A 23,210-nucleotide genomic window follows, 5' to 3' on the forward strand; every position below is an offset into this window, starting at 1 on the left:
GTGGCGAGGTCAGGGGCGGGCCAGGCGGCGCAGCGTCCAGGCCGTGACCACGGCCACCCCCGCGGCCGCCAGGCCCACCGCCCGGGTGAGCTTGACCGCCCGCCGGATGTCCGCGACCTGGGGCTTCGGCCCGTCGCCCAGCGTCGGCCGCTCCTCGGTCCTGCCCTCGTAGACGTTCGTGCCGCCCAGCGTGACCCCCAGCCCGCCGGCGAACGCGGCCTCGCAGCGGCCCGCGTTCGGGCTCGGGTGGCGGTGGCCGTCCCGGCTCAGCACGGCCCGCGCGCCGCCGGGGTCGGGCGCGGTCAGCACGGTGAGCACGCCGGTGAGCCGCGCCGGCACGTAGTTGGCCAGGTCGTCGAGCCGGGCCGCCGCCCAGCCGAACCGCTCGTACCGGGGCGAACGATGCCCGATCATGGCGTCCAGGGTGTTGATCGCCCGGTACGCCAGCAGCCCCGGCACCCCCGCCACCGCGCCCCAGAACAGCGGCGCCACCACGGCGTCGGAGGTGTTCTCCGCCAGCGACTCCACCGTGGCCCGCGCCAGCTCATCGGCCTCCAGGTGCCGCGGGTCGCGCCCGCACAGGTGGGGGAGGCGGGCGCGGGCGCGCTCGATGTCGCCGCTCTCCAGCGCCTCGGCCATGTACTCGCCCTCCCTGGCGAGCGTGGTGCCGCCCAGCACCGCCCAGGTGGCCAGCGCGGTCAACGCCGTACGTACGGCACGATGCGGTGCGATCCGTACGGCCAGCACGCCGAGCGCCGCCGCCCCGCCGGCGCACACCGCGACGTGGACGGCCCCGCGCGCCCGGTCGTCGGCGTAGAGCACGCTCTCCAGCCGCCCGGCGGCCCGCCCGAAGGCGGCGACGGGATGTGCGGGGCTGTGCGGATCGGCCAGCAGCCGGTCGAGCGCCACGCCGAGGGCGAGGCCGAGAGGATCACACCAAACGCGCATGAAGCTCATCTTCGTGCACATCCAGCCATGCCGTGGCACGCCGGATGCGCTCGCCCGCGCCGCTCGCCCACATCTTCGCCCAGTTGCCCCCGGCGGCGGCGCGGGTGCGCATCACGCTGTAGGAGCGGTGGAAGCGCAGCCTGGCCAGCGCGAGCAGCCGCCGCCGGTCGCGGGGGCGCAGTCCGTACGCGTCGCAGAACAGCCTGAGCCTGGCGCCGACGTCGACGGTGCGCAGGAGCGGCGCGCGATCGACGGGGTCGGAGATGGGCGCCCAGTGGCGCAGCGTGGTGACGATGTCGAAAAGGCGGGTGGTGGGGCGGGCGAGGTCGAAGTCGATGAGGGCGTAGGGGGTGGAGGGGGCGTCATGGCGAAATATGACGTTTTCTGGTGTCAGATCGCAGTGGCCGATGATTTCTGGGGCTTTGTCGTCATTTGAGCCCTCGGCCCAGCCGTCCATCGTCAGCGGGAAACCGGCCGTCGCGTCATGAAACCGCCGCAGCAACCGGGCGAGCCCGGCCAGCGCCTCGTCGCTCGCGCTCTCCACCCGCAGCCCGGTCGTACCCGGGAGGAAGGTGAGGATCTCGCGGCCGAACCTGTCGAACCCCAGCACCCGCGGAGCCCCGTCGAACCCGGCCGCCTCAAGGTGCCTGAGCAGGGCGTGCACGGCGGGCGTCGACGTACCGGCCGGTCTGCGCACGGTGTCTCCGACGCGCACCACCCCGTCTGTCACGTCCCCGCCCTGCAGGGGAATCTCGTGCAGGAGCGTCGCGACCATGCCACGACAGCTTAGACCCGGACCGAGGCCACCCGCCCGGACTTTTCCCCAACATCGCCCGCCCGCCGGCGACCTGCCGTGGACACGGGCCGCCCACGAGGCCGGCTTCACCACCTGGCGGCGGAGACGAGCGTGCGCCCATCGGCCTGTCGCCGCACGTTCCGCCCCTCGACCGGCAGACCGAAGAACCGGGAGCTCGACCGCTGTGAAGGCCGTTCGCACCCCTGTTGAGCCCGGTTCGCCCCACGCACGCCCATGCCGTGCCGAACCGCGCCTCACCCGCCCCGGCCCGTTACCCTGCGTCCTCATGCCCATCCTCCTGTCGCTGGCGGCCGTCGTCATGACGCTGCTGGGCGGGATCGTCGCCCACCACGTCGGCAGGCAACGCCACCTCGTGCTCGGCTTCGCCGCCGGCGTCATGCTCGGCGTGGTGGCCTTCGACCTGCTCCCCGAGGCGCTGTCGCTGGACTCGCACGACGTGCACGGGGTGCCCGTGCCGATGCTCACCCTGGCACTCGCGTTCCTCGCCATCCACGTCATCGAACGCTCGGTCGGCATGCACGCCACCCACGAGTCCGACTACGCCACCCACCAGCACGCCCACGCCCCGCCCGTGCCGCACGACGGCGGAACCCGCTCCCGCCCCGGCGTCGGGCTCACCGCGGGCGCCACCCTCGTCGTCCACAGCCTCCTGGACGGGGCCGCCATCGGCGCCGCGTACCAGACCGACGCCTCCCTGGCGGTGGCGGTGGCGATAGGTGTCATCGCTCACGACTTCACGGACGGTTTCAACACGTACACGATCACGTCCCTGTACGGGAACTCCCGCCGCCGCGCCCTCACCCTCCTCGGCCTCGACGCCCTCGCCCCCGTCGCCGGCGCCACCCTCACCGTCCTCCTCGCCATCCCCGACGGCATCCTCAGCGCCTACCTCGGCCTTTTCGCCGGCTTCCTCCTCTACCTCGCCACCTCCGACATCCTCCCGGAGGCGCACACGCCCCGCCGCGCCACCGGCTGGACGCTCACGGCCACCGTGGTCGGGACGGCGTTCATGTGGGGTGTGATAGGCCTGACAGACTGACACGAGGAAAACCTGTGCATGACATGTCGCCGGATCATGCACAATAAGGCGGGAGCGCCCTTAGCTCAGCTGGATAGAGCACCGGACTTCTAATCCGACGGTCGCAGGTTCGAATCCTGCAGGGCGCGCTTTGATCATGTTCCGACTTGCGGTTTCGCGGGATCGGATGCGTTCCAGCACGTCCGTTCCAGTGACGCCGGCGCCCTGATCGCCGCTGCGCAGGGCACCGACGCTGTCGCCCGCCCATCTCATGCGGCCAAGCCGCCGGTCGTGCTGCCCGCGTCCTGGCCGCCCCGGTGCGGGTGGCCGCTCAACGCGGACTCAACAGGGGCTCAACACCGGGCGGCCTACGTTCTCCTCATCCGGAAGCGGACAAGGAAGAGGGGAGAAGGGGATATGAACATCACCGCCAAGTTCGGCGCCGCTGTCGTCGCCGGTGTGATGGGATTGGGGGTCCTGGGCGCCGCGCCCGCGCAGGCCACCACGGCCCAGGCCGGCCCCAGATGCGTCAGCGTCACGCACTGGACGACCAAGATGACCCACAGGGTGCAAGTCCTCAACAACTGCGGCTACTCCGTCACCTTCCAGGTCAAGCGGCGCGGGCCGGACTCCGACTGCCTGACCCTGGCCCCGTACCGGTCCCGCATCGAGTGGTGGCAGCGCTGGGGCCGCCAGTACCAGGGCATCCGCTGGTGGTGCGCCTGACGCTGACGAAAGGGGGCGCCTGCGGTCCGGCGCCCCCGACGACCATCGGGACGTCAGGGCGGGCGTGGCGCACGGACGGCGCGAGCCCGGCTGAAGAGAGCCCGGCTGAAGAGAGCCCGGCCGGAGAGCGTCCCCGCCCTGCCGTGGCGCCCGACCGCGTTGGGGAGGAACCCCGCCCTGCCGTGGCGGCCGACCGGGTTCGGAAGGAATGCGCAGCTCACGATGCGGACGCTGGCGAGTGAGAAGTTGCGCGAAAACGGCTAAAAGCGAGAACATCTCGCATGCTCGACCCCTTGCCCGAGGACGATGGGACGTCGCCGACGGTCTCCGCGCCGCAGTTCGTAGGCCGCGATCGTGAGCTGGCGGCGCTACGCGCCGCCTTGGCCAGGCCGCCGGCGATCGTGCTGGTGGAGGGCGAGGCGGGGATCGGGAAGAGCCGGCTGCTGCGGGAGTGGCTGGCCGGGCTTGGCCCGCGCTCCGCCCTGGTCTCGGTGTGCCCGCCGCTTCGCGAGTCGCTGACGCTGGGGCCGATCGTCGATGCGTTCCGCGGGATCGACCGCCCGGTGTCGCGGTTGCGGCTCACCGAGCTCGCGGGCGCGTTGCGGCCCCTGTTCCCTGAGTGGTCTTCGGACCTGCCGCCCGCCTTGCCGCCCGTGGGCGATGCGAAGGCGGCGCGGCACCGCCTGTTCCGCGCCCTGGACGAGCTGCTGCGGGCGCTGCAGGTCGATGTTCTCGTGCTGGAGGACGCTCACTGGGCCGACGAGGTGACGCTGGAGTTCCTGCTGTTCGTCGCCTCCCGGCAGCAATCGGACGGGCCGAGCCTGGTGATCTCCTATCGGCCGGAGGAGGTGGAGGCCGGATCGCTGCTGCTGCGGCTGACGTCCCGGCTGCCCGCCGGCGTGACCCAGCTGAGGATCGCCCTGGCGCCGCTGCCACCGGGCGACACGGCGGCGCTGGTGTCCTCGATGCTGGACGGCAACCCGATATCGCAGGAGTTCACGACGTTCATGCATGAGCGGACCGGCGGGGTTCCGCTGATGCTGGAGGAGTCGGTCCGCCTCATGTACGACCGCGCCGACCTCGTCTTCCGCGACGGGCAGTGGGTCCGGTTGAAGCTGCGCAAGCTCCAGGTGCCGCCGACGGTGCGCGACTCGACCCGGGAGCGGGTGGGCCGCCTGTCGCCGGCGGCGCAGCAGGTGCTGCGGGCGGCGGCCACGCTGGCCGAGCGGTCATCGGTGGCCACGATCGCGCTGACCGCCGGCCTGTCGCCGGCCGCGTGCCGGGGCGCCATCGCGGAGGCGGCGGAGGTCGGTCTCCTGGACGGAGACGACCACGACCAGTGGCGGTTCCGGCACGTGCTGGCCGCCATGGCCGTCTACGAGGCGATTCCGCTGATCGACCGCCAGAGCTTCCACCTGCGGGCCGGCCGGGCTCTGGAAGGCGTCCATCCGCTGCCTGTCGCCCGCCTCGCCCACCACTTCCGCGAGGCGGGCGAGACGCGGTCCTGGGCGCGGTACGCCGAGCAGGGCGCCGAGCTGGCCATGGCCTCGGGCGACCACACCAAGGCGGTCGACTTGCTGGTCGATCTGCTGTCGTGGCCCGAGCTGCCTCCGGCGGACAAGGCGCGGGTCGCGCGCATCGCCGGAGTGGCCGCGCTGGGCCGCCGCGAACCGCTCGACGAGGTCTACCACCGGGTGATCCGTACGCTGCGCTCGGTGCTGGAGACGCCCGGTCTCTCCGCACGCCAGCAGGCCGAGATCCGCAATCCCCTGGGCCGGCTGCTGATCATCGGGGGTGAGGCGCAGGCCGCGCTCAGCGAGCTCGAGCAGGCGGTGGCCAACCTCGATCACGACCCGGTCGAGGCGGCCAGGGCGATGACCTATCTGGGATGGGCGTACGCGGGACCGTGGCCGGCGTCGACCCATCGGCGCTGGCTGGATCGCGCCGCCGAGCTGGCCGCCGAAGTCGACTCCCCGGCGGAGCGGCTGAACCTGGCCGGCAACCGGGCCGCCGCGCTGCTCATGCTCGGCGAGGAGGAGGCCTGGGACGTCGTCGCCGCCCTGCCCGTCGACGGCGCGAGCACGGCGGAGCGTCTCGACGTGGCCCGCATCCACACGAACGTCGGGACCGGCGCGCTGATCTGGGGCCGGTACGCCGACGCGGAGAGGCACCTCGCCGTGGCCATGCGCCTGGCCGAGGCCGAGCATGCGTTCCGGCTGCAGCACAACGTCCGGCTCGAGCAGGCCAACCTGGCGTGGTTCACCGGCCGGTGGGAGGGCCTGGCGGAGGAGAGCGCGGCGCTGGCCGACGCCGACAGGGACCGGCCGGCGCTCTACCTCGGAAGCATCCGCCTGGCGGCCAGGCTGGCGGCCGCGGAGGGCCGGCGGCGCGCAGCGGGGGAGCAGTTCCGGCTGGTCCTCGAGGAGTCCGCCCGGCTCGGCGCGGCCGACGACACGATGGAGGCCGCCGCCGCGCTGGCCAGGCTGTGGCTGACGGAGGGGAACGGCGGCCGGGCGCTGCAGATCACGGACGAGCCGATGGAGACGGTCCGGAGGAAGGGCATCTGGGTCTGGGCGACGGACCTCGTCCCCGCCCGGGTCGAGGCGCATCTCGCCGCGGGGGACCCGCAGGCCGCGGCGCGCCTGTGCGACCGGTTCGCCAGGGGGCTGCGCGGCCGTACGGCGCCCGCGCCGCGCGCCGCCCTGGCCGTGTGCCGTGCTCTGCTGGCCGCCGCGGACGGAGACCACGCACGCGCGGCGAGGGCGTACGAGCGGGCGGCGCGCGCCTGGGACGCGTTGCCCCGCCCCTACGACGCCATGCTCGCCCGCGAGCGCCAGGCCGAGGCGCTCATCGCGCAGGGCCGGATGGACCAGGGCCTCGAGCTGCTTGCCGCACAGTACGAGAACCTGTTCAGGCTGGGCGCCCGCGGCGATGCGGACCGTGTCGCGCAGCGGCTGCGCGAGCGCGGCGCCGAGGTGCCGCGACTGTGGCGCGGCGGACGGCGAGGGTACGGCGACCGGCTCTCGCCTCGCGAGCTCGACGTGGTCCGCCTGGTCGTCGCCGGCAAGACGAACCGGGAGATCAGCCGCATCCTCAGCAAGTCACCGGCCACGGTGGATCAGCAGCTGCGTGCGGCGATGCGCAAGCTGAAGGTGAACTCCCGGACGGCGCTCGCCGTTAAGGCCGTAGAGTCCGGAGTGTTCGCAGAAGAGGATTCCTCCGGCGGTTCGTCATGAAAAATAACGTATCCGCCGTATAGCGAAGATCGCTCCGTTCGCCCGAGCATGGCTCCCATGATCCATGGCCCTGGGGCAGCGCATGCCTGAGCGACCCACCGCGCGTGACGACTCCCTCATCGAGCGTCAGCGACCGCTGGAGACGTCGCGCGGGGATGCGGGTGCCCCTGACACCCCTGACACCCTCGACGCCCCTCACGCCCTCGACGTCCCGGACGGCCGGGATGCCCCGAATGGCCGGTATGGCCGGGATGGCGGCGATGACGGCGATGACGAGAGTCACGACCCCTACCAACCCCTGTAGGCCGGAGGACCCCGTACGTGAAGATGAAAGCCCTCGTCGCTCCGCTGACCTTAGCGGTCGGCCTGAGCGTCCTTTCGCCATTACCGGCGTCGGCCGCTGAGCTCGACCCCGGCGCACCCGCCAACAAGATCGCGTCGGACCTGAAGAACCGCTTCAGCTCGGAGCCGGTCACCGACTTCTGGATCACGTTCGACGCCAAGGCCGACCTCGAGCCGGCGAAGAAGATCACCGATTGGACCGCGCGCGGCCAGTACGTCTACGACGCGCTGACGGCCGCGGCCAAGGCCTCCACGGCGTCCGTCGCCGGCGAGCTCGACGCGGCGGGCGTGAAGTACACCTCCTACCCGCTCGTCAACGCCGTCCTGGTCAAGGGCGGCACGCAGGAGCTCGCGCTCGACGTCGCCTCGATCAAGCAGGTCGCCGAGATCCACGCCTCGCCGCAGGTCGCGCTGATCGACCCCGTGGACGAGAAGGCGCCGGACGACAAGGCCGCCCGCACCGCACTCGACGAGGAGACCATCACGTGGGGCCTGGAGGCCATCCAGGCCCCCAAGGCATGGGAGATGGGGGCCACCGGTGCCGGCATCACCGTGGCCAACCTCGACTCGGGCGTGCAGTTCGACCACCCCGCCCTGGTGAAGCAGTACCGCGGCGCCAAGCCCGACGGCACCTTCGACCACAACTACAACTGGATGGCCACCCGGGGCTCGTGCACCGGAACGCCGTGCGACGACGACGGGCACGGCACGCACACCATGGGCACCATGGTCGGCCAGGACGGCGGCAACCACGTCGGCGTCGCGCCGGAAGCGCAGTGGATCGCGACGAACGGCTGCTGCGAGAGCGACGGCGTCGAGTCGCTGCTCAAGTCCGGCTGGTGGCTGCTCGCCCCCACCGACGTCAACGGCAACAACCCCGACCCGTCCAAGCGCCCCCACGTCATCAACAACTCGTGGGGCCAGAAGCTCGAGCACAACTTCGAGGACTTCTTCCAGGCCATCGACGAGGCCTGGACCGCCGCGGGCATCTTCAGCGTCTGGTCGGCGGGCAACACCTCGCCGTTCGCGGCCTGTGACACCGTCTCCACGCCCGGCGCCGCCAAGACCGCCTACTCGGTCGGCGCGTACAGCGAGGACGGCACGCTCGCGGCGTTCTCCCGCAAGGGCGAGGGTGAGGACGACCAGATCAAGCCCGAGATCTCCGCTCCGGGCGTCGACGTCACCTCGACCTACCCGAACAACGGGTACGCCTCGCTGTCCGGCACGTCGATGGCGGCTCCCCACGTGGCCGGCGCCGTCGCCGCCCTGTGGAGCTACGACCCGACCCTCATCGGGCAGATCGAGGAGACCCGGCGCCTGCTGGCCGAGTCGGCCGTCGACGTCGACGACACCGAGTGCGGCGGCACCGCCGGCTTCAACAACAAGTACGGCGAAGGCCGGCTCGACCTGGTCCGCCTGCTCAAGCTCGCGCCCCGTCAGGGCGGCACGCTCACCGGCGTGGTCACCGCCGACGGCAAGCCGGTCTCCGGCGCCGACGTGACGATCACCGGCCCGTTCACCCGGTCCGTCGGGACCGACGAGGACGGCCGTTTCAAGGTGAGCCTCCCGGTCGGCGAGTACCAGATCAGCACCAAGGTCTTCGGGTACGTGACCGCGACCGCGAGCGCCACGATCGCCCTCGGCGAGGAGTCCTCGGTCGAGTTCGCCCTCACCGCCGCCGCCCGCCACGACATCAGCGGCAAGGTCGTCGACGACAAGAAGCAGCCCGTCAAGAACGCGGAGGTGTCCGTCAGGAACACGCCGCTGGAGGCCGTGCGCACGGACGCCGACGGCACGTTCACGATCGCCGGCGTGCCGGAGGGCGAGTACGCGCTCGCCGTCACGCCCAACGCCTGCTTCTCCCCGGCGTCCGTCCCGCTGACCGTCGGCGCCGAGAACCAGCCGCTGGAGATCCCGGTCGGGCTCATCGTCGACGAGGGCGGCTACAGCTGCTCCGTCTCCGAAGGTGAGTACCTGCGCGGCACCGACAAGGTCACCTTCACCAGCGGCGTGTGGGCGACGGTGGACCTGCCGTTCCCGATCGCGCTCTACAACGGCAGCCACGACAGCATCTCGATCGGCCTGCGCGGCGTGATCTCCCCGACCACCACCACCGGACCCGGCAGCGGCGGCGCGGGCGTCTTCCCGTTCTGGGTGCAGACCCCCGTCGAGTTCACCTCCGACGGAGGAGTCTTCACGGCGGCCACCAAGGTCGACGGCGAGGACGCGTTCGTCATCGAGTACCGCAACGCCAAGATCTGGGCCTACCCGTTCCGGTCCGAGTACACCGAGCCGGTCAACTTCTCGGCCACGCTCACCCGCTCGGGCAAGGTGATCCTCGGGTACGGCGACGGCATCGGCACCGACGACCCGGTGACCGGCGGCGCCAAGACCACCACCGGCATCCAGGGCTGGGCCGGCGTGGACGGCATCCGGTTCTCCGAGAACGTCCCGGTGCTCCACGACGGGCTGATCGTCACCTACGATCTCCCTGACTGGGGCTACGTCGACGCGACCGTCATCGACAAGAACGACGAGCTGCCGGTGGCCGGGGCGAAGATCTCGATCACCGACAAGAACGGCCTCGTCGAAAGCGTCACGACCGACGGGACCGGTATCGTCCGCCGCCAGCTCCCGCTCGGCGACTACACGATGACCGTCGAGGCGCCGAACTACGTGACGGCGTCGTACGACTTCACCCTCGACAAGCTCTACGCACGAGCGACCATCGACACGCGCCTCAGCACCGGCGCCGCGAACCTGAAGGCGAGCGGTCTCGACGTCGTGATGGGGACCGGCCAGAACGGTACGGGCACGCTGACGCTGACCAACACCGGCTCCGCCCCGCTCACGTACACGCTGGGCGAGGCCGCGCGGCACCCCGAGCTCGACGCCGAGGGCGCCACCACGCGCACCGGCAAGGGCGCGGACAGCAAGATCGACCTCGCCGCGTGGAAGGCCGGCGCGAAGGGCATGAAGCCGTCGAACGTCGACGGCAAGGCGAAGACGTCGAGCACCTCGGAGGCGAAGGCGGCCGCGAAGGTCGGCAAGACCTCCGGCGGCGACGTCATCACCCGCATCGAGATCCCGGGCAAGATCGAGGAGAAGGAGCCCTCCGGCATCGGGTACGACGGCGACGTCTGGGTCCACGACTACGACGCGCGGACCAACACCGTCTACACGGTGACCGGCAAGCCGACCGGCAAGGTCTTCGACGCCAAGTGGAACCCCGACTACCGGGCGTTCGACATGGCGCTCGACACCAAGACCGGCGACATGTGCCAGATCGAGGACAGCCCGGCCAGCTTCATCCACTGCTTCGACCGGCAGACCGGCAAGGAGACCCGGCAGATCAAGGGCGACTGGTCCACCCTCCAGCTCACCGGGCTCGCCTACAACCCCGCCGAGGACGTGTTCTACGTCGGCGGCCGGGCGAACGGCCTGATCGGCACCGTCGCCGGGACGTCGCACGAGAACGCGGGTGAGCTGCTGTCGTTCTGCGCCCCGCCGCTGCGCGAGGTGATGGGTCTGGCCTACAACCAGGCCTCCAACACCATCTGGTACACCGACCGCACCACGGACAGGCCCACCCGCCTGCTGCAGATCCGCCCCGACGACTGCTCGCTGGTCAACGCGTGGTGGTTCCCCGGCCAGAAGGCCGGCCAGGGCGGCGGCCTCGAGACCGACGCGACCGGTGCGCTGTGGGCGACCGACCAGCTCGCCGACGAGGTCCTGCTGGTCGACGTCGAGGACGACCTGATCACCGACCTGCCGTGGCTGTCGCTCTCCACGACCGGCGGCACCCTCGCCCCGGGCGAGACGGCGACGGTCAAGGTCTCGATCACCTCGAAGGACGCCGACCCGGGCACGCTCGGCGCGAACATCATCGTGCGCTCCGACGCGGGACGGCAGTCCAAGACCTACGTCCCGGTGACGCTCACGACCACGAAGTACCAGGTCGGCGTCAACGCCGGCGGCCCCTCGTTCACCGACGCCTCCGGCTTCACCTGGTCCGCCGACCAGGAGTCGCGCGGCAAGAAGTGGGGCTACACCGGGAAGAGCAAGACGGTCACCACGCGGGACCCGATCGCGGGCACCGAGGACGGCGCCCTGTTCCAGTCCCAGCGCACCACGCAGGACACGCGCCTGTTCTACACGTTCCCCGACGCGCCGAAGGGCACCTACACCGTCGAGCTCGGGTTCGCCGAGATCGAGAAGGTGAAGCCGGGCAAGCGGGTGTTCGACGTCCTCATCGACGACGAGCTGTCGCAGTACGCCTACGACCCCGTCAAGGGCGTCGGCCCGAACGCCGCCGACTGGCACAGCGCCGTCGTGCAGCATGACGGCGGCCCGCTGACCGTGGAGCTGCGGGGCAGCAAGGGCCTGCGGGCTCCCAGCATCGCGGCGCTGCGGGTGACGCTCGACCCGCGCGGTGACAAGGACGAGGAGCCGCAGCCGCAGCCCGAGGAGCCGGATCCGGGCCCCGTGCCCGTGTCCCCCGCCGGCCGCTCGTACTCGGTGAAGGTGACCGAAGGGCTCTACCGCCAGGGCGCACGGGACTCCGGGTGGCACGGCGACGACATGTGCGGCGTGCTGTGGTTCGACTCCAGCTTCCTGTTCCCGTTCTACGACACGGCCTGGGACGGCGTGTGCGTGAACTCGAACGGCGCGCTGGTCTTCGACCGGGCCAGCTCCGTCTGGAACAACATGGCGCTGCCGACGCCGTACGCCTACGACGGGATCTTCCCGTTCTGGGATGACCTGGTCATCGACGACGAGGCGGGCATCTACTTCGGCATGACCGAGGTGGACGGCCTGGCCGCCGAGGTCATCGAGTGGCGCAACGTCACCTTCGGCGACGACAAGACCGCCCGGGTGAGCTTCTCGGTCACCCTGATCGCCGACGGCCGCATCCAGATCGGGTACGGCCCCGGCGTCGGCGGCGAGAACCCGCTCACCCGCGGGTCGTCGGCGACGGTCGGCGTGGAGAGCCTGACGCACAACCCCGCTCACCAGTACTCCTTCAACGAGCCCAAGCTGACGGCCGGCCTGGGGCTGGAGTACACGCTCCCGGCCTCGGGCACGATCGAGGGCACGGTCACCGACGCGAACGACGGCAAGCCGATCGCGGGCGCGATCGTCACCCTCACCGGGCCGAGCGGCGAGCGGGTCATCACCGCCGACGCGAAGGGCCGGTGGAAGGCCCAGGCGCTGATCGGTGAGAACACCGTGCAGATCTGGGCGCCGAACTACGTCACGGCGAGCCGTACCGTGACCATCGCGAAGAAGGACCAGGCCGAGGTGTTCGACGCGGCGCTGACCACGGGCATCGCGGACGTCAAGGCGGGCGAGCTCGACTGGCTCCTCGGCCCGAAGCAGAAGGCCGGCGCCGACGTGGTCGTGACCAACACCGGCTCCGCCCCGCTCGAGGTGCGGATCAGCGAGCAGAAGCGCACGGACGACGGCGGGCACGAGGCCGCCGACCTTCCGTGGCTGACCCTCGCCGGCGCGGCCGCGTCCGGCGCGGTCACGCTCGCGGCCGGCGAGTCCACCACGGTCACCGTGACGGTCGACAACGCCGCCGCCGAGCCCGGCGTCCTGGCCGGAGACCTGCTCGTGGCGTCGAACGCCGGCAAGGGCGAGACCCACTACCTGCCGGTCCGCATGGCGACCTCGGCCTACTGGCAGGGCGTCGACGCGGGCGGGCCGGGGCACACCGGTGCCGACGGCTTCGTCTGGGCACCCGACCAGAAGCTCTCCGGCGCACAGCCGTGGGGCTACGTCGGCGGCAAGACGCGCTCCACCAAGGCCGACATCGCCGGCACGGAGGATGACGACCTGTTCCGCACCCAGCGGACCGGCGAGACGTTCTCCTACGTGTTCAAGAACGCGCCCGCCGGCAAGTACCGGATCGGCCTCGACTTCGCGGAGATCGAGAAGGTCAAGGTCGGTGACCGTGCCTTCGACGTCCTGGTCGGCGGCAAGCCCGTGCTCTACGACCACGACGTGCAGAAGAAGGCCGGCGCGCTGACCGCCGACGTGAACACGGTCACCGTCGAGCACGGCGGCGGCGATCTGAAGATCGAGTTCCTCCGTGAGAAGGGGGAACGCGACGCGATCATCAGCGCCCTGAAGATCCAGGAGGACCCGCGCCTCTGAGATGACAGCGGTCAGAGCCTCCACGGTGCGTCGCCCGTGGAGGCTCTGCCACGTCGGGGACCGTGGCCGGTGACGATGGAGCGGCCGCTTCGCAGGGGTGCGTCGCGGCAGGCGTCCCGGTCCATGAACGCGTGCCGCGGCCGATCGCCGCCGCGCACCTCCGGCCGGCGTACGCGCTGAAGAAACCGCTCAGCTCAGCGCGGCGATGGCGGCGCGGCTCCAGAAGCCGCCGTCGGCCGAGAGCGTGCCGGCCGCCCACGTCATCCCGCTGCGGGCCGTCCCCGCGACCTCGAAGAACTGCGTTCTCTTCAACCCCGGAACCTTGGGCAGGCTCGGCAGCTTGACCGGCGACGCGCCCGCAGACGCGAACCGCCAGCTCTCCCGCAGGCGCGGGCTGCCGTTCACGATGAGAGCGCTGCCGGACGGGCCCGCGGCCAGGCGCGGGCAGCAGTAGTCGCGGTCGCCGGAGGCGTCCAGCCGGGTCCAGCTCCGGCCGTCCCAGTGCAGCAGGATCGGCGGCGGGTCGGCGGGTTCGTCGTCCACCTCGCCGTGGTTGAACGTGTGCTGGCCGCTCGCCCACACGTCGTCACGCCCCAGGACGAGCACGCTTTCCAGCGACGCGGTGCCCTCGGGCGGCTTGGGCGGCGGGAACGCGTACGTCGGGGTGGGCACCAGCCGCCAGGACCCGCCGTCCCAGCGCATGGCCGCGGGCTGGGCCTCCTCGGTCTCGGTGACGCCCTCGCCCGAGGTGCGGAAGCCGACGGCCCACAGCCCGGTCTCGCGCGTACCGCCCAGGGCCGAGGCGCTCGCGGGCATCGGCACCTTCTTCCATGAACGTCCGTCCCAGTGCACCGCCTCCTGCTCGCCGGCCCCGAGGACCGCCCAGGCGTCGGAGGGGCCGAGCACCGCGAAGGAGGCGACGCCCGGCGATTCGATACGCCCGGGCACCTGGTGCCATGCGGAGCCGTCCCAGCGGACCGCCGTCAGTGCCCGATGGTGCTTCTCGCCGGGCACCACCTCGGGGAGCAGCAGCCAGACGTCATCAGGGGCGGAGGCGGCGATCCACACCTCCCCGGCAGACGGGACGGCGGACGCGCCCGGCGGCGGCTCGGCCTCGCGCCAGGCGGTGCCGTCGTGGCGCAGGAGCAGCAGCCGGTCCTCCACGGTCCCCGCCGCCCACGCCTCCTGCGGCCCGGCGGCGGTGATGCCGGTGATGCGGGATCCGGGTTGCTCGCTGATGTAGGCGTACCGCCAGCCGCCCGGGACGGCGGCCGGGGTGACGACGGGCCCCGGGGCCGGCGACCGCCGCTGCTCAGGTGTACCGGTCTCGGCCGCTGACGCCTTCGCGGTCGATGGGGTGCTCGTTTGCTGTCCCGCCGCGCAGCCCGCCACCAGCAGGACCGACGCCATCAGCGCCGACGCTCCGATCCTCACGCCGTACACGCTACTGATCCGGACGTCTCGTGGGACGAAGACGAGACGAATCGATGCGAGGTTCGGGTTCGTCGTTCCCGTACGGCCCGGCGTAGTCGGAGGAGGAGTAAGTGCTCCAGGCACCGTGGCTCCGGCATGCGGTCGAAGACCGAGAGGTGAGGCCCGTCGCAGCGCATGAAGCGGAAGAGACGATCAGAATAATCATCGGTAAATGCTGATCGATCATTATCGGCGTCGCGTTTTCGAAGAGTCACGGAACGTCGCTTTCAACTTTCACAACGATGCGAATGGCCAGCAACGGCGTCACGGTGATCGTCTCGGTCGTGATGATGGCGCTCATCGATCCGGTGCTGCTTGGCCTGACGGTCATCGCGGTCGCCGCCGTCCTCATCTCGATCGCTCTGATCGGGCGGCGCACGCGTCCCGCCGGGCTTCGTCTGCAGAACGCCGTGGGTGACCTCGCCGGCTCCGTGTCCCGTGTCCTGGGTTCGATGAAGACGATTCGAGCCGCGCGTTCGGTCCAACGAGAGGCCGATGCCTCGGTGGCGCACGCCGCCAGAGCTCTGGACGCAGGTATGTCCGCGGCCCGGCTCAGGGCCGTGATCCAGACCTTCACCGGAATCTCCGTGCAGGTCCTCCTCATCGCGGTCGTCGGTGCGGGCGCATTACGGGTGGCCTCGGGAGCGTTGTCGACCGGCGAACTGAGCGCCTTCATCATGTATCTGATTTTGATGGCGGCTCCGATGACGATGCTCGGCGGCATCGTCTCGATGCTCGGCGAAGCGTTCGGAGCGCTGTCTCGCATCCTCGAAGTCGAAGCGCTGCCGATCGAGCGCGATGTGGAAAAGCCGGAGCTCACCGCGTACGCGGAAACAGGCGACAGCGCGATCTTCCGGCTTGAGGATGTGTCCTTTCGCTATCCTCCCTCATCAGGGAATGAGCCGGTAGAAGCGGCCCTGCACCACGTATCGATCGCAATCGAAGAGGGCAGGTCGACGGCTATCGTGGGGCCGTCCGGGGCTGGAAAGTCCACGTTGTTCGCACTTCTCGAACGCTTCTATGAGCCTTCGGAAGGTCGGATTCTCTTTCGCGGGCGGGATGTTCAGGGACTTTCCAGAGACGAATTGCGCGCGCAAGTCGCCTACGTTGATCAGGAAGCGGTCGTGCTCTCCGGCTCGGTGCGGGAGAACCTGCTCCTCGCCGCGCCTGAGGCCAGTGACGAGGAGTGCGCGGACGTGCTGGTCAAGGTCGGCCTCGCGGCCGATGCCCGGTCGGCCAGGCGCTATCTCGACCAGGAGGTCGGAGAGCTGGGCTCGCGTCTGAGCGGCGGGGAACGGCAGCGTCTGGCGATCGCCAGGGCGGTCCTCGCGAGATGTCCGATCTTACTCCTCGACGAGATCACATCGAATTTGGACAGCCGTAATGAGGCGATCGTCCAAGACTTGCTTCTGTCTTCGGCCGATGCACGCACCGTCTTGGTCATCGCGCATCGCTTCTCGACGGTGACGGCCGCCGATAAGGTAATCGTGCTGGATGAGGGCGAAGTGGTCGCGGAAGGGACTCACGCTGAGCTTCTCGCGCAATCTGCTCTCTATCGCGAACTCGCCGAGCGTCAGTTCGTCACACATGACGCGGTCACGGCAGGTTGAGCTGAGTATGGGGATTCCGGTGTATTACCAGTGACCATTGCCACAGTGGCTCAGGGGTTCACGCAGATCTTATCCGGAGTGCCCATAATTGGGACGGTCGTGAATGAACGTACGGTGGCGAGTGCCGCTACCTATCAGCAACGCGAGGAGCTACGTCACGCATGATCGAGATTACCGGGTTGACGAAACGCTACGGATCGAAGACGGCCGTCGACGACGTGACGTTCACCGCGAAACCTGGCCGCGTGACCGGTTTCCTCGGCCCGAACGGCGCCGGCAAATCCAGCACCCTGCGCATCCTGTTGGGTCTCGATCACGCCACCGCGGGATCGGCGCGTATCAACGGCAAGCCGTACCAGCGGCTTGCGCAACCGCTCAGGACGGTAGGGGCGATGCTCGACGGCGCGGCGCCGCTGCCGGAACGCCGCGGTGTCGACCACCTGCGGTGGATCGCCCAGTCGAACCGCATTTCCGCGCGGCGGGTGGGCGAGGTGCTGGAACAGGTCGGGCTGGCCGACGCCGGCAAGACCCGGGTACGTAAGTACTCGCTCGGTATGAAGCAGCGCCTCGGGCTGGCGGCGGCGCTGCTCGGCGAGCCGGACATTCTGGTGCTGGACGAGCCGGTCAACGGACTCGACCCTGCCGGGATCAGGACCGTGCGCACGTTCCTGCGCCGCTACGCCCAGGAGGGGCATACGGTGCTGTTGTCGAGCCACTTGATGGGCGAGACCGCCGACACCGTCGACGACGTGGTCATCATCAACCGCGGCCGGATCGTCACCCGGGGCACGTTGGACGAGGTCACCGCCGGTTACCCCTCGCTTGAGGAGGCGTTCTTCGGCCTCACCGGCAGCCGTCCTGGGGAAAGCTGGTGATGGCGATGGTCGCTGTCGTTCGTTCGGAGTTGACGAAGATCGTCACCCAGCCCACGGTGTGGATCGTCACCGGCATTCTCCTGGCCTTGCATGTTCTGGTGCAGGTTCAGGGGACGGGGCTGTTCAGGAGGGCGATGGCCTCGCTCACGCCGGACGGGATGATCGAGATTTTCGTCGGCAGGACAGAGCCGGCCGTTCCCGCGCTGGTCGAGTTGCTGGTGGCGGGGTCGCTGCAGATCTGCCTGTTCGTGTGGGTGCTGGGCGCGGTGATCGCGGGATCGGAGGTTCGTGCGGGGCAGCTAGGGGTGAGCGTGCTCGCCGTGCCGTCTCGTACCCGCCTCGTCGTCGGGAAGGCCATCGCGACCGGCCTGTACGCGCTCGGGGTGGGTGTGGCGTTCGCCGCGATCGCGACCGGGTTCATGTACACGGTCGTCAAGGACTGGAATCCGTCGATCCTGTGGAGTCAGGAAGCGATTCTCGGCCAGGGCCGCATTCTGCTGCTCACCGTCACGATCACCCTCGCCGCGCTCGGGATCACGCTCATCGTCCGCCGTACGCTGATCGGGATCATCACGGTCGCCGTGCTCCTCGGGTTGACGATGACCCAGCTCGTCGCGCTCGTCTCCCCGACGATCGACGCGTTCCTGCCCTACAGCGCGGCGCGGAACCTGCTGCTGCGTGAAGGCGCCGCCCCGCCGCTGACCGCCGGTCCCGTGCACGCGACGATCGTGCTGATCGGGTGGGCGTTCCTCAGCGTGGCCTTGGCCGGATTCGTCGTACGCCGCAGGGACGCCCGATGAGCCGGCAGACCATGAGCCAGACGGTGGGCCACGCCTCGCCGGTCATCCGCCGCCGCGATCTGGTGGCGGCGGAGGTGACGAAGATCCTCACGCACCCGGCCACGCTGATCGCGGCCGGGATCACTCTGCTGCTGAACACGGCATTGGGCGTCGTCCACGCCGCCGACCTGGTGCGCCTCGGCATCGGCGGCCGCCTGGTACCCCTGTCGGAGCTCGGCACCGTGGTGTTCGCACCGATCTACGTCTTCCTCGTGCTTCCCGTCTACGCGGCCGGAAGCGAGTACCAGTCGGGGCAGATCCGCCTGACGCTCGCCGCCGTTCCCGACCGGGTCGCCCTCGCCCTCGCCAAGCTCGCCGCGCTGCTGACCGTGACCGTTCCCGCCGCACTGATCGTGCTCGCCCCGGCGCGCCTGAGCATCACCATCGCGGACGGGACGGACGCCGCCGGCATCGTGCTCGACCTGGGCCGCTGGCTCGTTGCGTACACGCTGATGGCGATCGTGGCGTACGGGCTGGCGGGCCTGCTGCGCAGCACGATCACACCGCTGGCCATTCTCGTGCTCATCCCGGTCCTCATCGCCACCGGCGTGTTCCAGGTGCCGGAGATCATCCGCCTGCTGCCCGACCAGCTCAGCCTCAGCCTGCTCGGTACCCCCGCCTACGCGGTCACCGAACTTCCCCCAGCCGAGGCCGGAGCGGCCCTCACCGTCTGGGCACTTCTGCTCGCGGTCGCGTACAGCCTCGCCCTGGCCCGACGCGACAGCTAGGGCGAACCACGCCACGCTCCGGCGGCTGAGGCGCGAGCCGCGCCGGCGTCGCCGCCGGGACCACCGCGGCCTCCGGCGTCTCCGAGGCGGAGCCGAGCGTGCTCGTCTCCCTGTACGAGTCCGGCGGAACCGCGCGGCGAAACGCCCTGGCCGCCGCCCTCGGCCGGGACAGGACGCGGCTGTCGCACCTGCTGACGCGGTACAGCCCTGCCCATCGGCATTCCGGGCCCGGGCCGACGCCGGCGGCGATCTCCGTGATTCCGGGCGTCCGGCCGCGGTGAAACAGGCCGGCGGAAATACGGTAGGGGGGTATGGTGTTGTGGTGAGCGGCTGACGAGGAGGGGTGAGCATGCCCGGATACACCGGTACGAAGCAGGACTACGCGATGCGCCTGCGCCGCATCGAGGGGCAGGTGCGCGGGCTGCAGCGCATGGTCGAAGACGACAAGTACTGCATCGACATCCTGACGCAGGTGTCGGCGGCCACCAGCGCGCTCAAGTCGTTCTCCCTGGCGCTGCTCGAAGAGCACCTCGCCCACTGCGTCGCCGAGGCCACGCAGAAGGGTGGCCCCGAGGCGGACGCCAAGGTCAAGGAGGCCTCCGACGCCATCGCCCGGCTCGTGCGCTCCTGATCGGGGACGCCGCCGGAGCGACACTATACCCACGGGGGGTATAGTGTCCCTCGTTACGGCGTGAGCGGGCCGTCCGTACCGGATGGGGGAGAGGGAACCGATGCATGGCGACAGGCATGAGATGCACGAGCACGGCTCTCACGCGTCCGCTTCCGGCCCGCATGGCGGTCACGGCCGGCACCGTCGGCCCGAGGAGCACGGTCATCACGGGCCGACGAAGGCGACGTGGGCAGTGGCCGCCTCGGCGACCCTGCACTGTCTCACGGGCTGTGCGATCGGCGAGGTGCTCGGCATGGTCATCGCCACCGCCCTCGACTGGCACGACCTGCTCAGCATCCTGCTGGCCGTCGCGCTGGCGTTCGTCTTCGGGTACGCGCTCACGCTGCGCGGCCTGTTCCGCGCGGGCCTGAAGTGGCGCCGGGCGCTGCAACTCGCCCTGGCCGCCGACACCTTGTCGATCCTCGTCATGGAGATCGTCGACAACGGCGTCATGCTGATCATCCCGGGTGCGATGAACGCGACCCTGGCCTCGGGGCTGTTCTGGGGCGCGATGGCGGTCTCGCTGCTGGTCGCCTTCCTCGTCACCACGCCCATCAACAAGTGGATCATCGGACGGGGCAAGGGGCACGCGGTGATCCACGCCTACCATCACTGACGGCGCGATCGGCGCGCCTCCGCGGCGGCGGGCGCCTCGACCCGCACCGGGAGACGCCGGGCCTCGCGATGGTCTTCGGCGTCGCCGGCACAGCGGCAGGCGGCCCTCGGCGCCGCGAACACGCATCGGGAGCCGCACTGCGGCCGCTACGACCCCGAACGCCCCCGGGCGTCGCGACGCGAGCCGCCGTCCAATGGTGATGGCCGTGTGTGGGGGGCGACGCCATGGCCGGGTTCGGGCGTGTGAACGGTTCCTGGAGACGCTGACCGGCCGCCACGAGGTCCGGATCGCGCTCGGCTGATGCGCTCGATGGCGCGGTCGCGAATTGACGAGTGGGCGGCCGCCCACTAAGAATGGGCGCGCGGTCATTCGGGGGCCGGGAAAGGAGCGCGTGCCCATGAAGACCTCGGACATGACGGACATGGAGACGTCGGACATGGAGGCGTCGGGCGTGCCGGACGTGGAGACTTCGGGCGTGCCGGACGCGGAGGCTTCGGACGCCACGGACGTCCTCATCGTGGGAGCGGGACCAGTGGGCCTGACCCTGGCGTGCGACCTCGCCCGGCGGGGCGTCGCCGTACGGATCATCGATCGTGCCGCCGCGCACCCCGTGGGGACGCGCGCCCGCGGCGTCCGCGCCCGCACGCAGGAGGTGTTCGAGGACCTGGGGGTGCTCGAACACCTGGTGGAACGCGCGGAGCCGGCTCTTCCCACCCGCTTCTACGACGCGCGGGGCCAGGTGGTGCGCGAGGCGGTGATGTACGACGCGCCGCCCGTGCCCGGCGCGCCCTACCCGGGCAGCCTCATGGTGGGACAGCAGTTCACCGAGGAGGTCCTGCGCGAGCGGCTGGCCTCGCTCGGCGTCCGGGTGGAGCAGGGGTGCGAGCTGGTCGATTTCACCCAGGACGGCGACCAGGTCACGGCATGCCTCAGGGCGGACGGCCGGCACCGCGACGTCCGGGCGCGTTACCTCGTCGGATGCGACGGCGGCGGCAGCACCGTGCGCAAGCGGGCCGGGATCGGCTTCCTCGGCGAGACGTGGGAGCGGCAGCGCATGCTGTACGGCAACCTCAGCGTGGACGGGCTGGACGCCTCGGTCGCGCACATGTGGGCCATCGGCCCCGGCGCGATGCTGACGCTGGCCCCCATGCCGAAGAGCGGCACCTGGTTCTTCACCGCGCCGCTGCCCCGGGACGGGGAGCCGGAGCCGTCCTCGATCTCGGTCGAGACCTTCGCCGAGATCTTCCGGCAGCGGGTCGGGCTGCCCGGGGTGCGCTTTCGCGACCCGATCTACCTGTCGGTGTACCGGGTCAACATCCGCATGGTGGACCGCTACCGCGACGGCCGCGTCCTCCTGGCCGGAGACGCCGCGCACGTGCACACCCCGGCCGGCGGCCAGGGTATGAACACGGGCGTCCAGGACGCCTACAACCTCGGCTGGAAGCTCGCCTACGTCCTGCGCGGAGCCCCCGAGGCGCTGCTCGACACGTACGAGGAGGAGCGCCTGCCGGTCGCCCGGCACGTGCTGGCCTCGACCACCGCGCGGGGCAAGCACTGGACGAGCGGCGACGCGGCGCGCGTGTCCGAGCGCATCGTCGGCGCGTTCCAGGGCAAGGACCCGTTCGCCGACGTCAGCCAGCTCGGCATCACCTACCGGGGCGGCGGCCTGGCCCGCGACCTGGACGAGGCGCTCGGCATCCGCGCCGGCGACCGCGCTCCCGACGCGCGCTGCACCGCCCCGGCGAGCGGGGCGCGGGTGCGGCTTTTCGACCTGTTCCGCGGCCCGCACTTCACGCTGCTCGTCTTCGGGGACAGGCCCGCGCCCCGGGCCGGCGAGGACGTGCACGTCCACCGCATCGTCAAGCCGGGATCTCCGCACGAGGGCGGCGAGAGCGTGCTCGTCGACGCGGAGGGGGACGCGCACGCTCTCTACGGGGTGGACGGCGACGGGCTCGTGCTGGTCCGCCCCGACGGGTACGTGGCGCTCACGGGGGCCCGCTGGGACGACCACACCGTGTCCGGCTACCTCGAGGACACGCTCGGCGTGCGGGCGCACGAGCGGCTGCCGTCCTGACGGAGGGCGGGGTCAGCGGTGGTGGCGGGCGAGGATGGGGGTGAGGACCTTCTCGTACGCGTTCGCGTACGTCATCATGCCCAGATCGCTCGGGTGCGAGCCGTCGACCAGCTCCTCCGCCTCCGGCAGCTCGTCGGCCGACAGGTACGACAGCCCCGTGACGCCGGCGTCGCGCAGGTTCCGGTAGGCGGTCTCGAGAGCGGCGGCGTTCTGGGCGTTGCGGTCGCGGCGGGCCGGACGAACCGGCCGTCGCCGCCGCCTGGGCGACGCCACCGGCACCATCGAGATGACCGTGCTGGGCGAGCCCGCCCGGCTGGAGACCGGCCCGCGCCGGCTCAACCTCCCGCAGCAGGGCGCGAAGGGGACGTGCGAGGTCAACGGCGTGGACGCGGCCGGATACAAGGCGCCCATCGACCCCGCCGACGTCACCCTCTCCTACGACACCGGCGCCCTGACCGTCACCCCGGACGCGACCGGCTCGTTCACCGTCACCGCCCGCGCCGGCTCGGGCGAGCAGGTCATCACGATCACCGCGGGCGGCCTCAAGACCGCCCTGGTGGTCGGCATCGGCACCACCCAGGAGGTCGTGGACTCCTTCGGCGACACCGCGAACCGGCGGGTGTGGACCATGCGCGCCACCGGGTCCGTCTCCTCCACCCCGGGCGGCCGCGCCGCCGACGGCCTGCGGCTGGACTACGACTTCACGCAGAGCACCGAGACGCGCGGCATCGGCATCTGGCCGGTCGTTGACCGCTTCCCGGTGGCGGGCAAGCCGACGGCGTTCAAGCTGTGGGTCAAGTCCGAAGGCTACAACCAGCGGACGCGCCTGGAGGTCTTCGACAAGAACGGCACCCTGCACACGATCGAGCCCGCGTTCATCACCGAGCCGGGCTGGCAGCAGATCACGTACAAGGTGCCGTCCGGCATCGCGTGCCCGATCACCCTGCGCCGGGTCTACTTCAACGAGATCAGGCCGCACATGCAGTACACCGGCACCCTGATCCTGGACGAGCTGACCGCCGTGGTCGCGAACTGACCCCGTCCCGCGGCCGCCCTTCCCCGTCCGGCCGGAGTTCTCG

General features: G+C 70.9%; 16 protein-coding genes and 1 tRNA gene. 13 read left to right on the forward strand and 4 right to left on the reverse strand.

Annotation, left to right across the window (positions count from 1 at the left end; all coding sequences use genetic code 11):
• Nucleotides 1–9 precede the first annotated feature (9 nt).
• Together ACGFIM_RS33900 and ACGFIM_RS33905 are read right to left on the reverse strand one after the other, a co-directional pair.
• Nucleotides 10–948, reverse strand: coding sequence for a cobalamin biosynthesis protein (locus ACGFIM_RS33900; protein ID WP_393208990.1), 939 nt, complete (start codon nt 946–948; stop codon nt 10–12).
• A complete protein-coding gene (locus ACGFIM_RS33905) occupies nt 932–1,723 on the reverse strand; it encodes a phosphotransferase (protein ID WP_393208993.1) in 792 nt (263 codons plus the stop codon). The genes ACGFIM_RS33900 and ACGFIM_RS33905 overlap by 17 nt, the downstream gene beginning before the upstream one ends.
• Nucleotides 1,724–2,030: 307 nt before the next feature.
• Between ACGFIM_RS33905 and ACGFIM_RS33910 the strand changes: the two genes are divergently transcribed.
• From ACGFIM_RS33910 to ACGFIM_RS33930, 5 genes are all read left to right on the forward strand, one after another.
• Nucleotides 2,031–2,804 carry a ZIP family metal transporter gene (locus ACGFIM_RS33910; RefSeq protein WP_393208996.1) on the forward strand — a complete coding sequence of 258 codons (774 nt, stop codon included), beginning with the start codon at nt 2,031–2,033 and terminating at the stop codon, nt 2,802–2,804.
• Between the two features lie 54 nt (nt 2,805–2,858).
• Nucleotides 2,859–2,932: transfer RNA gene (locus tag ACGFIM_RS33915), tRNA-Arg, on the forward strand.
• A 268-nt stretch (nt 2,933–3,200) separates the two neighbouring features.
• A complete protein-coding gene (locus ACGFIM_RS33920; protein ID WP_393208999.1) occupies nt 3,201–3,509 on the forward strand; it encodes a hypothetical protein in 309 nt (102 codons plus the stop codon).
• 281 nt (nt 3,510–3,790) lie between these two features.
• Nucleotides 3,791–6,745, forward strand: coding sequence for an AAA family ATPase (locus ACGFIM_RS33925; RefSeq protein ID WP_393209002.1), 2,955 nt, complete (start codon nt 3,791–3,793; stop codon nt 6,743–6,745).
• 327 nt (nt 6,746–7,072) lie between these two features.
• A complete protein-coding gene (locus ACGFIM_RS33930; protein WP_393209268.1) occupies nt 7,073–13,246 on the forward strand; it encodes a S8 family serine peptidase in 6,174 nt (2,057 codons plus the stop codon).
• Between the two features lie 189 nt (nt 13,247–13,435).
• Here the strand turns inward: ACGFIM_RS33930 and ACGFIM_RS33935 are convergent, their stop codons facing one another.
• Nucleotides 13,436–14,680 carry a hypothetical protein gene (locus tag ACGFIM_RS33935; protein ID WP_393209004.1) on the reverse strand — a complete coding sequence of 415 codons (1,245 nt, stop codon included), beginning with the start codon at nt 14,678–14,680 and terminating at the stop codon, nt 13,436–13,438.
• A 227-nt stretch (nt 14,681–14,907) separates the two neighbouring features.
• Between ACGFIM_RS33935 and ACGFIM_RS33940 the strand changes: the two genes are divergently transcribed.
• The 7 genes from ACGFIM_RS33940 to ACGFIM_RS33970 all read left to right on the forward strand — a co-directional run bounded on the left by ACGFIM_RS33940 (nt 14,908) and on the right by ACGFIM_RS33970 (nt 22,131).
• Nucleotides 14,908–16,329 carry an ABC transporter ATP-binding protein gene (locus ACGFIM_RS33940; protein ID WP_393209271.1) on the forward strand — a complete coding sequence of 474 codons (1,422 nt, stop codon included), beginning with the start codon at nt 14,908–14,910 and terminating at the stop codon, nt 16,327–16,329.
• 161 nt (nt 16,330–16,490) lie between these two features.
• A complete protein-coding gene (locus ACGFIM_RS33945; protein WP_393209007.1) occupies nt 16,491–17,204 on the forward strand; it encodes an ABC transporter ATP-binding protein in 714 nt (237 codons plus the stop codon).
• Between the two features lie 5 nt (nt 17,205–17,209).
• The gene (locus ACGFIM_RS33950; RefSeq protein ID WP_393209010.1) at nt 17,210–18,004 is read left to right on the forward strand and encodes an ABC transporter permease; all 795 of its coding nucleotides are present in this window, start codon (nt 17,210–17,212) and stop codon (nt 18,002–18,004) included.
• Nucleotides 18,001–18,771 (forward strand): ABC transporter, encoded by a 771-nt coding sequence (locus ACGFIM_RS33955; protein WP_393209012.1) that lies wholly within the window; start codon nt 18,001–18,003, stop codon nt 18,769–18,771. Before ACGFIM_RS33950 ends, ACGFIM_RS33955 begins: the two co-directional genes overlap by 4 nt.
• Before the next feature lie 349 nt (nt 18,772–19,120).
• Nucleotides 19,121–19,402, forward strand: coding sequence for a metal-sensitive transcriptional regulator (locus ACGFIM_RS33960; protein ID WP_364058227.1), 282 nt, complete (start codon nt 19,121–19,123; stop codon nt 19,400–19,402).
• Nucleotides 19,403–19,523: 121 nt separating this feature from the next.
• Nucleotides 19,524–20,057 carry a DUF4396 domain-containing protein gene (locus tag ACGFIM_RS33965; protein ID WP_393209274.1) on the forward strand — a complete coding sequence of 178 codons (534 nt, stop codon included), beginning with the start codon at nt 19,524–19,526 and terminating at the stop codon, nt 20,055–20,057.
• A gap of 397 nt (nt 20,058–20,454) precedes the next feature.
• Nucleotides 20,455–22,131, forward strand: coding sequence for an FAD-dependent monooxygenase (locus tag ACGFIM_RS33970; RefSeq protein ID WP_393209016.1), 1,677 nt, complete (start codon nt 20,455–20,457; stop codon nt 22,129–22,131).
• 12 nt (nt 22,132–22,143) lie between these two features.
• On the opposite strand, the gene ACGFIM_RS33975 is transcribed toward ACGFIM_RS33970, so the two are convergent.
• Nucleotides 22,144–22,413, reverse strand: a complete 270-nt coding sequence (locus ACGFIM_RS33975; protein WP_393209018.1) for an SGNH/GDSL hydrolase family protein — start codon at nt 22,411–22,413, stop codon at nt 22,144–22,146.
• 4 nt (nt 22,414–22,417) lie between these two features.
• Between ACGFIM_RS33975 and ACGFIM_RS33980 the strand changes: the two genes are divergently transcribed.
• Nucleotides 22,418–23,167, forward strand: a complete 750-nt coding sequence (locus tag ACGFIM_RS33980; RefSeq protein ID WP_393209021.1) for a hypothetical protein — start codon at nt 22,418–22,420, stop codon at nt 23,165–23,167.
• The last annotated feature ends 43 nt before the right edge of the window (nt 23,168–23,210 follow it).

The sequence above is a fragment of the Nonomuraea sp. NPDC049309 genome (assembly GCF_043196965.1).
GTDB lineage: Bacteria > Actinomycetota > Actinomycetes > Streptosporangiales > Streptosporangiaceae > Nonomuraea > Nonomuraea fastidiosa.